We start from the raw sequence: 10,635 nt of genomic DNA on the forward strand, positions 1-10,635 counted from the left end.
ATGCTCAAGAAATATCAACAACAAACCTTGGCAATAGAGCTGCTCAATCTCCACGCCAAGGTAAAAATTGTGCATCAGGCAACAGGCATTCCGATCAAGTTGTTGCGACAGACCTACCGACAATTACATGGCCGTTCGCCCAGCCGTGGATCCATCAAATTTTCCACCCGTGGCCTGACTGGAAGCCGGCGGAAATACAAGGACGTAACGCTGTTTGCCGTGTGCTTTCAGGCTGCTTCAAACAAATCGGCTGACAGTCAAATTCAAACACTGATAAGCGCTTTTGACGCCTACAAGCGTTCCTATCCTTCCGGGCAACTCGACTTTTCGGCTGCTTGGGTGGTGGCCCAGGACATCAAAGATAAAAAAGTTCAGATTTCGACATGCAAGAATTGTCGAGCCTGGGTCTTGTTAAATGCTAGGGATGATCATGATCGCTGTGAGATCTGTAAGACCGGCATGTAAGCGATATGTTGATAATAACCACAGACGCCTAATTCAAAAAACTGCTATGGAGACACTTGATTTAAATGAAGCCGCACTTTTTTTGAAGATCAATCCAGAAGTACTCCGAAGAAAAGCAAAATCGAAGCAAGTTCCCGGTAAAAAAGTTGGGAAACGATGGGTTTTTGTTAAGGAACATCTTGCCGATTGGGTCAGTGATCGTTATCCTGCATCTGCGAGAAATCTGCAAGTAGTTGACGGATATACATCTAAGGAGAATATTCCATGTCAATCTACAAGCGAAAAGACACATGGTGGATCCAATTCACCGCGCCGGACGGAACGAGAATACAACGATCTGCTGGCACTAAAATCAAGCAAGAAGCGCAAGAACTGCACGACAGATTAAAGGCTGATGCTTGGAAAACGAAAAATCTTGGCGCGAAGCCAATACGCACTTGGCAAGAAGCAGTTATCAAGTGGCTTATCGAACAGGGTCATAAGCGAAGCATAGAAACCGACAAATTTCACCTTCGTTGGCTTGATGACATTCTTGGCAACAAGACTTTAAATCAAATCGACAAAATGATGTTGGAGCGCATTACGGAGGCAAAAAAAGCCGAAGGTTCGAGTAATGCCACTGCCAATCGGATTCTTTCGCTGATCCGGGCGATTTTGAATCGTGCTAAAAACGAGTGGGAATGGATTGATGCTGTACCCAATTTTCGCTTTTTGCCAGAACCGAATGAGCGAATCCGCTGGTTAACACATGAGGAAGCCAGCAAGCTCTTAATTGAGCTGCCAAGTCATTTGGAAGCCATGGCAAGATTCGCTCTTGCTACTGGCCTGAGGGAAGCCAACGTCACCGGTTTAAAATGGTCGCAAGTCGATTTGAGGCGAGAATGTGCATGGGTAGATGCCGCGCAAGCTAAAGCCAAAAAGCCGATTTCTGTACCGCTCAATACTGATGCTATGGCAGTACTTAGAAGTCAACAAGGGCAGCACAATACCTTTGTTTTTACTTTTGATGGCGAACCCATCAAAAAGGCCGGCGGAAAAGCCTGGAAAAAGGCGCTAAAACGCGCAGAAATTGAGGACTTCCGATGGCATGACTTACGCCATACTTGGGCAAGTTGGCACGTTCAAGCGGGAACGCCGTTAAACGTTCTGCAAGAACTAGGAGGATGGGCAAGTTACGACATGGTTTTAAGATATGCACATCTTTCGAGTGAACACCTTAAAGTCCATGCAGGAAACTCAAAGCTTGTTGTGACAAAAATACTACACTTCGAAAAAAGAGCATAGTAAAAAATCATGTAAGCTATTGAAAATATTGGTCGGAACGACAGGATTTGAACCTGCGACCCCTTGTCCCCCAGACAAGTGCGCTACCAGGCTGCGCTACGCCCCGAAGTCTATCGCTAAATACTTACTCTAACTTAGTAGAGCAAGCCGCGCATGATATCATATTATTCGCGAAACGCTATTTCAGTAGCTCCAAAATATCTTCCAATTCACCTATCATTTGATGAATTAGCTGCTTGGTGCGCAAACTGTCTTCCTTGGCGCTACCACTCGCGAGATGAGCACGCGCGCCACCTATCGTGTAACCTTGCTCGTATAACAAAGCGCGAATTTGTCGAATCAACAGCACGTCATGGCGCTGATAATAACGGCGATTTCCTCGGCGTTTGACCGGACTTAGCTCTGTGAACTCTTGCTCCCAATAACGCAATACATGGGGTTTTACTGCGCAGAGGTCGCTAACTTCGCCAATCGTAAAATATCGCTTGGCCGGAATAACCGGTAGTTCGTTGTTATTACTGGGTTCCAGCATACGCTTCTACTCGAGCTTTCAGTTTTTGCCCTGTTCTGAAGGTCACTACACGCCGCGGAGTAATAGGAATCTCTTCACCGGTTTTTGGATTCCTACCTGGACGACCGCTTTTGTCGCGCAACTCGAATTTACCGAAGCCGGAAATTTTTACTTGCTCGCCGCTCTCCAGACTTTTCTTAATTTCGTCGAAAAACAACTCTACGATTTCTTTAGCTTCTCGCTTGTTCAAACCGAGGTCTTCAAATAATTTTTCTGCAATATCTGCTTTGGTTAATGCCACAATCACTCCCTCAATTTTGCATTCAGTTTAGCCGCTAAAGTGTCCAGCACTTTGCGAAATATAGCATCAATTTCAGTGTCGGTAAGAGTTTGTGCAAAATCCTGCAAGACTAAAGCTAACGCGACACTTTTGTAACCTTCTGCCACACCTGGTCCGCGATAAATATCGAAGATAGATATTTCGCGTATAGCCGTCTCGCGACACTCTTCAATAACCCTGGTAATTGCAGCAGCCGATACGGCCTCCTCCACCAACAAAGCCATATCGCGGCGTACCGAAGGGAATTTAGATAACGCGCTAAATTTAGGTACATTACGCTCCAATACGGCGTCCTGCTCCAACTCGAACAAGTATACCGGACTATCAAAACCCAATTGCTTCTCCAGCGTCGGGTGTAGCATCCCCAATAAGCCTATGGTTTCGCCGCGTTGGTTTTTAACTTGAGCGGTTTGTCCGGGATGTAACGCCGAGTGTTGAAACGCAACGAAATCAGCACTAACGCCCGCTAAACCGAATAAAGCTTCGACATCGGCTTTCATATCGAAGAAATCCAGTTTTCTGGATTTTTCGCCCCACTGTTCGACGTTAACCGTTCCCAAGGCCAGACCGGATAACATTTTCCGCTGTTGAATTTGCCCGTCTTGATAGAAAAACCGCAAGCCGGCTTCAAACAAGCGCACTCTGCTCTGTTGACGGTTTATATTATATAAAGCCGCATTCAACAAACCACACCAGAGCGTAGTACGCATCACGGCTAACTCGGAGGATATCGGGTTTTGAATTCGGATAAATTCTTCGCCAGGCGCGACGGCATTTTGCATCGCTTCATCGACAAAGCTGTAAGTAATCGCCTCCTGATAACCGCGATCAACAAGACAATCCTGTAACCGGGCTAACGACAACTGCGCCTCGGGCGCCTTACCAAGCTCGGCACGCATTAACAAGCTGCTGCTGGGCAAATTGTTATAGCCGTAGATTCTGCCGATCTCTTCCAGCAAATCTTCCTCTATGGCAATATCGAAACGAAAGCCTGGCGGGGTAATTTCCCAACCGTTCTCGACTACTTGAACCTGCATACCCAAACCTTCGAACAACTTATGTACTTCATCGTCGCCGAATTGAATACCCAATACTTTGGTAATGCGCTGGCTGCGCAATTTGACCGGCGCTCTAGCCGGTAGCGCCGCGGCCGCAATCGATTCTTGAACAGGACCGGGACTGCCACCGGCAATCTCCATGATCAATTGCGTCGCACGTTCGATGGCGCGGCGCTGCAAATTAAAGTCCACGCCACGTTCAAAGCGATGCGATGAATCGGTATGCAAGCCAAATTGACGCGCCTTACCGGCGACATCGATTGGCGTAAAAAATGCGCACTCCAGGAAGATGTCGCGTGTTTCACCAAATACCGCGCTATCCTTACCACCCATCACGCCAGCCAAAGCCAAGGCCTGCTGCTGATCGGCAATGACCAAGGCATCGCCATCCAGCTCTATGGTTTGGTCGTTCAACAAAGCCAAGGACTCGCCTACCCGACTACGTCTGACCACGATAGGTGCGCTCAGTTTATCGGCATCGAAGGCATGCAGCGGCTGCCCCAGTTCGATCAACACATAATTGGTGACATCGACAACCGGACTCAAACTTCTAATACCGCAACGACGCAGACGTTCTTGCATCCACAATGGCGTGAGCGCCGCAGGATTGATATTTTTGATCAAACGTCCCAGATAAACCGGGCACGCTTGCGTCGCTTCAACCTTAACTTCCAAGGTTTGTTGATGCTGCGGCTCGATAGCGGCGAACTCTGGGGCTTGGAAAGACAGATTGTTCAAAACCGCCACTTCCCTGGCAAGCCCTTCAACACTGAGACAATCGGCGCGATTAGGCGTTAAGCCCAACTCGATTACGTTGTCGTTCAGCATTAAATAGTCGCGGATATCAATACCCACCGGCGCATCGGCCGGCAACTCCATCAAGCCTTCCGAACTAACCGCCAAACCCAGCTCTTTTTCCGAGCACAGCATGCCGAACGACAATTCGCCACGCAGTTTAGATTCTTTTATTTTGAAATCGCCGGGCAATACCGCACCAATCAATGCTGCCGGGATTTTCAATCCGGGCCTGACATTGCTGGCGCCGCAAACGATTTGCAGTGGGTCGGCCTGGCCGATGTTGACCTGACAAACCCTAAGTTTATCCGCGTTTGGATGTTGAATGGTGGAGAGCACTTCGCCAACTACCACACCGGAAAATTCGGCTGCAACCGGCGTCAAAGCATCGACTTCCAGACCGGCCATGGTCAATTGCGCGACTAATTCAGCGGTGGCAACAGGCGGATTGACCAGTTCTCTTAACCAGGCTTCACTGACTTGCATAACTACTATCCACCGTTACCTAAACTGTTGTAAAAATTTCAGATCGTTATCGAAAAACATCCGTAAATCGTTAATGCCGTATTTCATCATCGCCAGACGTTCGACTCCGGTTCCAAAGGCGAAGCCCGAATAAACTTGATTATCTATGCCGACTGATTTAAAAACTTCCGGATGTATCATGCCGCAACCACCGACTTCCAGCCAGCCCGTTTGTTTGCAGACGCGACAACCTTTGCCGTCGCACATTACACAGGACACATCGAATTCGGCAGAAGGTTCAGTGAACGGAAAATAGGAAGGACGAAAGCGCACGTTGACTTCTTTTTCGAAAAAAGCGCGCAAAAACTCAAAAATGACGCCTTTCAGGTCGCCGAAGCTCACATCGGTATCGACCAAAAAGCCTTCGACCTGATGGAACATAGGTGAGTGTGTCATGTCCGAGTCGCAACGGTACACCCGGCCCGGCGCGATAATTTTCAAAGGAGGCTTTTCGGATTCCATCACCCGAATCTGTACCGGCGACGTATGGGTTCTCAATACCGTGTGAGCATCGAAATAAAAGGTATCGTGCATCGCCCGCGCGGGATGATGTTCGGGAATATTCAAAGCGCCGAAGTTATGATAATCGTCTTCGATTTCAGGACCTTCGACGATATTAAAGCCAGCGTCGGCAAAAATTTTGGAAATCCGCCGTAAGGTAATCGTGACAGGATGCAAACCGGATACGGTTTGGCCGCGACCCGGCAAGGTGACATCGATACATTCTTTAGCCAAACGAGCAGCCAATTCATCACTTTCCAAAGTCACTTTCCGTATTTCTAACGCTTCTTGAAAGGTGTTTTTGGCATCGTTGATAACTTGACCAGCACTGCGGCGCTGTTCGGGATCCAGACTACCCAGCTCTTTCATCTGCTGAGTAAACAAGCCTTTTTTGCCTAGATAATTGACTCTGACCTGATCCAGTTGGCTAAGGTCTGTTGCACTTGCAAGCTCTTGTAATGCCTGCTTAACAATATCTTCGATACTAGCCGACACAACTCAGCTCACTTTTGTCTGCAATTGAGGGAAATTCCAAAACGATAGGTCCCCGCCTAAGAGATGTGGCGGAGAACTCCCCGCCAAAAACGGGGAGTCGAGCAATTCAGCCGTTCTGGTGAACGGCTGAATGTTTTCCTTACGGTTTGCTTTGGTTTGCTATAGCCACTTTCGCGATCGCGCCGAAAGCGTCGATGTCACGAACAGCCAAGTCAGCCAATACTTTGCGATCAATCGCTACGTTGGCTTTGTTCAGACCGTTGATCATACGGCTATAGGATATACCGTACATGCGTGCGGCAGCGTTGATACGCACAATCCACAAGGCGCGAAATTGGCGTTTTTTCTGTTTACGGTCGCGGTAAGCATATTGACCGGCCTTAATGACCGCCTGCTTGGCGACGCGGTAAACCCGGCTACGGGCACCATAGTAACCTTTTGCCAGTTTTAAAATCTTTTTGTGTCTTGCTCTAGCGGTGACGCCGCGTTTAACTCTAGCCATGTTCTACTCTCTTCAATATCAATGATAAATCAACTGTACGGCAGCATACGCGCAACCAATGGCGTATCCGACGGATGAAGAATGGCTGTTTTACGCAGTTGTCTTTTACGTTTGGTGGTTTTTTTGGTCAGAATATGACGCTTATGCGATTGTTTGCATTTAAAACCGCCGCTTCCGATTTTCTTGAAGCGCTTGCCGGCACCACTATGGCTTTTCATTTTTGGCATTTGTTTTCTCCAATGATTAAAAGTAAAGTCCCTGAGATAAAACCCAGTGAGGCAAAATGCTTGGCCCCATTGAATTTCCGGACACGAAAGTATCCGCTAGCCGATTCGTTCCTGAATCGCGTTGCCGTTTTAAAAAACGGCTAAAACCTTGTGTTTGAGCTATTTCTTTTTCTTAGGGCCCATCACCATGACCATTTGTCGGCCTTCCAACTTGGGAAACTGCTCGACGATAGCCATCTCTTCCAGATCAGTTTCGATGCGTTTCAATAAGTCCATACCCAACTCGCGGTGAGTCAGCTCCCGGCCTTTAAAACGTACAGTGATCTTGGTTTTATCGCCTTCGCTTAGAAATTTTATCAAGCTGCGCAGTTTTACCTGGTAATCGCCTTCTTCGGTACCGGGCCTAAACTTGATTTCCTTGATCTGGATTTGTTTTTGCTTTTTCTTGGCGGCTTGCAGTTTTTTGTTTAACTCAAACTGATATTTGCCAAAGTCCATGACTTTGCAAACCGGAGGATCCGCATTGGGCGATATTTCGACCAGATCCATGTTTGCATCGTAGGCGAGCTGTAACGCTTCGTTTATTGAAACAACCCCGACTTGTTCACCTTCAGCGCCTACTACCCGAACCCGCCTGGCGGTAATCTCGGTATTTAAGCGCGTTGCATCTTTTTTAGAGCTGATACCCTAATCCTCCAAGTTGTTATTATTTTCGATCCGCAATCTGGTTTCTCAAGCGTTCGCCAAGTTCGCCAATTGACAGACTTCCTAGATCCTCGCCCTGCTGTGTGCGTACACTGACAGTCCGAGTTTCTAATTCCTTGTCGCCGATAATCAAAAGATACGGCACTCGCTGCATGGAATGCTCGCGGATTTTAAAGCCTATCTTCTCGTTTCTCAAGTCAATTTTGACTCTAAGACCTTGTTTTTCAAGTTCTCGCCGCACCTGCCCGGCATAATCGGCATGACGGTCTGTGATATTTAACACCACTAACTGCACCGGCGCCAACCATAACGGAAAGGTCCCGGCAAATTGCTCGATCAGAATCCCTATGAAACGCTCCAAGGAACCCAGAATCGCCCGATGCAACATCACCGGCACGTGTCTGGCGCTATCTTCGCCTATGTAAGAGGCATCCAATCTTTCGGGCATCGAGAAATCAACCTGTATAGTACCGCATTGCCAGACTCGACCTATACAATCTTTTAAGGAGAATTCAATTTTAGGGCCATAAAAAGCACCTTCGCCCGGCTGTAACTGCCAATCCAGGCCTTTAGTATTCAACGCCAATTCCAAGGCATTTTCAGCTTTATCCCAGACAGAGTCATCACCTACTCTATTTTCCGGACGGGTCGACAGCTTGATAATCACTTCTTCAAAACCGAAATCCTTATAAACCTCAAACAACAGATCGATAAAAGTGGCGACTTCGGATTGAATCTGATCTTCGGTGCAGAAGATATGCGCATCGTCCTGCACAAAGTTTCTGACCCGCATCAAACCGTGCAAAGTACCGGATGGCTCGTTGCGGTGGCAGGAGCCAAATTCGGCCAAGCGCACCGGCAAATCCCGATAACTTTTGATACCTTGATTATAAATCTGAATATGACAAGGACAGTTCATCGGTTTGACCGCGTAATCACGGCTTTCCGAATGCGTGGTAAACATCATGGCACTGAATTTATCCCAGTGACCTGACTTTTCCCACAAGGTGCGATCAACAATTTGCGGGGTTTTAACTTCGCCGTAACCATTCACGCGCAATTTCTCGCGCACGTATTGTTCGATCTGCTGATAAATAGTCCAGCCTTTGTCGTGCCAAAACACCATACCCGGCGCTTCTTCCTGGGTATGAAACAAGTCCAGCGCTTTACCTATCTTACGGTGATCGCGTTTTTCTGCTTCTTCCAGACGATGCAGATAAGCGGCTAATTCCTTAGCATCGCCCCAGGCGGTTCCGTAAATGCGTTGCAGCATTTCGTTTTTGGAATCGCCACGCCAATAAGCGCCGGCAATTTTCATCAATTTAAAGGCTTTTAATTTGCCGGTGCTAGGCACATGCGGGCCGCGGCATAAATCGGTGAAATCGCCTTGTTGATATAAAGACAAATCTTCATTTGCCGGGATCGACGCAATAATTTCGGCTTTGTATTTCTCGCCCAAACCCTCAAAAAATTTTACAGCCTCGTCGCGCGACAACAGCGAACGGCTAATTGCAATGTCTTGAGCAGCCAACTCCGCCATTTTCTTTTCGATGGCAGCCAAATCCTCAGGCGTAAAAGAACGTTCAAAGGCGAAGTCGTAATAGAAACCGTTTTCTATGACCGGACCTATGGTTACCTGCGCAGAGGGGAATAGTTGTTTGACGGCCTGCGCCAGCAAATGCGCTGTGGAGTGGCGGATTACATCAACGCCCTCCTCATCCTTGGCTGTGACTATTTGCAAACTTGCATCGGAATCGATCAGCGTACTGGCGTCTACCAACTTGCCGTTCACCTTGCCGGCCAATGTAGCCTTTGCCAAACCCGTGCCAATAGACAGGGCCACATCCATTACAGACACCGCTTGGTCGAATTGACGCTGAGAGCCGTCAGGCAAAGTTATTACAGGCATTTTCGATTCCACAATAAAAAAAGCACCGTCATGCGGTGCTTTATGTTTTGGTAGGCGCGAGTGGACTCGAACCACCGACCCCCACCATGTCAAGGTGGTGCTCTAACCAGCTGAGCTACGCGCCTAAAGTCTATCGTTCGAGCCGCGCATTATAACGATCTAAACCGCTTATGCAAGCTTTTTCTACTGCGACACCTGGTTCAAGCCGTTGCAGTTAAGATGGAACCCGCGGCGGCGGGGGCTGGCGAATTGCTCTCACGGTTACCGGACAACTTGTTTAAGAATTCCAACAAAGTCGGTTTTTTACCATTCGCCGGGGTGCCCAGCAAATTTACTAGATCGTTAAAACTATCTTGCAATTCTTTGTATTTACCGCCAGCTGCACCATTTGCGTCACTCAGAGCCGTGATCAAATTTTGCAAATTATCGGTGAATTTACCGTAGCCATTTCGACCTACCGCTTTGTCGCCATGCTGACCGTCATCGTCGGAGCCGTGACGACGATCAGCGCTGTATTTCAAAGCTTGCCGCAAATCGTGTAAGAAGCTGTGCAACGCCTTGCGCACATCGGCGACAGTTGCGCGTGGCACGGACGTTGAGGTTGTCGCCGTTGATGTGGTCGTCGCTGCCGGTGCAGTTGTCGTAGTTGCTGGCGTAACGGCGTTATTCTGGATGCTGGTTGCAGGCGTTGTGGCCGGAGCTTGTGCTGTGCTAATTGTTACAGGCGCAGAAGTAGTCGTAGTCGTAGTCGGCGTAACCAGCTTTGGCGGTGTTTGCACGGCACTTGTATCACCTTGCGCCGCAGTAGTGGGTTGCTGCACGCCGTTTTGCTTCAACACCTGCCGTAAATCCTGCAAAAAGGTCTGCAATAACTGCCCGAGATTGGATGAGTTATTTTGACCACTGTCCTCATCATTATCAGCACTATCATCTGATGAGCCGCTGTTACTACCAGGAATATTCAATCCAAAACTTTGCAAAGTTTTCACGACGTTTTGCATAAACGCGCCACCACCGTGATGATGCCCGCGTTTCTCCCCTCTTCCGTTTACCGCCGGACGCTCTTTGTCCTCATCGTTATAAGTACTTTTGGTACTGGATATGCTGATGGTGGTTTGCGATACATACAATGATGTTGTCAACGAATTGATCGTAGTCATTAGATTCACCTTGACGCTGCATAAAAAACAAATGGTTAATAACCAAAATCAAGCACTGGACCGACATACTCCAATCGATTCCTGTATCGGCGGTTATCACCATGCCGTTTCTTTTAGCGGCAGAAATTTTGTGAACTTTAGGGGCTGTTGCCATTTTG

Annotated in this window: 13 protein-coding genes and 2 tRNA genes; 3 read left to right on the top strand and 12 right to left on the bottom strand. The window is 48.1% G+C overall.

Annotated elements, in window-relative coordinates; all coding sequences use genetic code 11:
- The 3 genes from A1332_RS03630 to A1332_RS03635 are packed head-to-tail and all read left to right on the top strand — an operon-like array spanning position 1 to position 1,749.
- Positions 1-465, top strand: coding sequence for a FlhC family transcriptional regulator (locus tag A1332_RS03630; protein ID WP_064007206.1), 465 nt, complete (start codon positions 1-3; stop codon positions 463-465).
- Between the two features lie 46 nt (positions 466-511).
- Positions 512-853, top strand: coding sequence for a helix-turn-helix domain-containing protein (locus tag A1332_RS26485; RefSeq protein WP_419865984.1), 342 nt, complete (start codon positions 512-514; stop codon positions 851-853).
- Positions 736-1,749 carry a tyrosine-type recombinase/integrase gene (locus tag A1332_RS03635; protein ID WP_419865985.1) on the top strand — a complete coding sequence of 338 codons (1,014 nt, stop codon included), beginning with the start codon at positions 736-738 and terminating at the stop codon, positions 1,747-1,749. Before A1332_RS26485 ends, A1332_RS03635 begins: the two co-directional genes overlap by 118 nt.
- A gap of 29 nt (positions 1,750-1,778) precedes the next feature.
- Here A1332_RS03635 and A1332_RS03640 read toward each other — a convergent pair.
- The 12 genes from A1332_RS03640 to A1332_RS25885 form a co-directional block, all read right to left on the bottom strand.
- Positions 1,779-1,855, bottom strand: a tRNA-Pro gene (locus A1332_RS03640).
- Between the two features lie 72 nt (positions 1,856-1,927).
- On the bottom strand, positions 1,928-2,281 hold the full coding sequence (locus tag A1332_RS03645) for a MerR family transcriptional regulator (RefSeq protein ID WP_020481982.1): 354 nt from the start codon (positions 2,279-2,281) through the stop codon (positions 1,928-1,930).
- Positions 2,265-2,564, bottom strand: a complete 300-nt coding sequence (ihfA, locus tag A1332_RS03650) for an integration host factor subunit alpha (protein ID WP_197027036.1) — start codon at positions 2,562-2,564, stop codon at positions 2,265-2,267. The genes A1332_RS03645 and ihfA overlap by 17 nt, the downstream gene beginning before the upstream one ends.
- On the bottom strand, positions 2,564-4,939 hold the full coding sequence (gene pheT, locus A1332_RS03655; RefSeq protein WP_064007208.1) for a phenylalanine--tRNA ligase subunit beta: 2,376 nt from the start codon (positions 4,937-4,939) through the stop codon (positions 2,564-2,566). Before pheT ends, ihfA begins: the two co-directional genes overlap by 1 nt.
- A gap of 15 nt (positions 4,940-4,954) precedes the next feature.
- Positions 4,955-5,974, bottom strand: coding sequence for a phenylalanine--tRNA ligase subunit alpha (pheS, locus tag A1332_RS03660; protein WP_064007209.1), 1,020 nt, complete (start codon positions 5,972-5,974; stop codon positions 4,955-4,957).
- Positions 5,975-6,113: 139 nt separating this feature from the next.
- Positions 6,114-6,476: a 50S ribosomal protein L20 gene (rplT, locus tag A1332_RS03665; RefSeq protein ID WP_064007210.1), complete on the bottom strand. Its 363-nt coding sequence runs from the start codon at positions 6,474-6,476 to the stop codon at positions 6,114-6,116.
- A 29-nt stretch (positions 6,477-6,505) separates the two neighbouring features.
- Positions 6,506-6,703, bottom strand: a complete 198-nt coding sequence (gene rpmI, locus A1332_RS03670; protein ID WP_020481987.1) for a 50S ribosomal protein L35 — start codon at positions 6,701-6,703, stop codon at positions 6,506-6,508.
- Between the two features lie 159 nt (positions 6,704-6,862).
- Positions 6,863-7,387 carry a translation initiation factor IF-3 gene (gene infC, locus A1332_RS03675; RefSeq protein WP_082879515.1) on the bottom strand — a complete coding sequence of 175 codons (525 nt, stop codon included), beginning with the start codon at positions 7,385-7,387 and terminating at the stop codon, positions 6,863-6,865.
- Between the two features lie 22 nt (positions 7,388-7,409).
- Positions 7,410-9,317 carry a threonine--tRNA ligase gene (gene thrS / locus A1332_RS03680; RefSeq protein WP_064007212.1) on the bottom strand — a complete coding sequence of 636 codons (1,908 nt, stop codon included), beginning with the start codon at positions 9,315-9,317 and terminating at the stop codon, positions 7,410-7,412.
- 48 nt (positions 9,318-9,365) lie between these two features.
- Positions 9,366-9,442: transfer RNA gene (locus A1332_RS03685), tRNA-Val, on the bottom strand.
- A gap of 75 nt (positions 9,443-9,517) precedes the next feature.
- Complete coding sequence (locus A1332_RS03690) at positions 9,518-10,477, bottom strand: hypothetical protein (RefSeq protein WP_157203929.1); 960 nt, start codon at positions 10,475-10,477, stop codon at positions 9,518-9,520.
- Positions 10,395-10,635: hypothetical protein (locus A1332_RS25885; RefSeq protein ID WP_231890202.1), on the bottom strand; the 241-nt coding region annotated here is incomplete at its 5' end. The genes A1332_RS03690 and A1332_RS25885, both read right to left, overlap by 83 nt.

Origin of the sequence: Methylomonas methanica, assembly GCF_001644035.1 — a bacterium.
Taxonomy (GTDB): domain Bacteria; phylum Pseudomonadota; class Gammaproteobacteria; order Methylococcales; family Methylomonadaceae; genus Methylomonas; species Methylomonas methanica_A.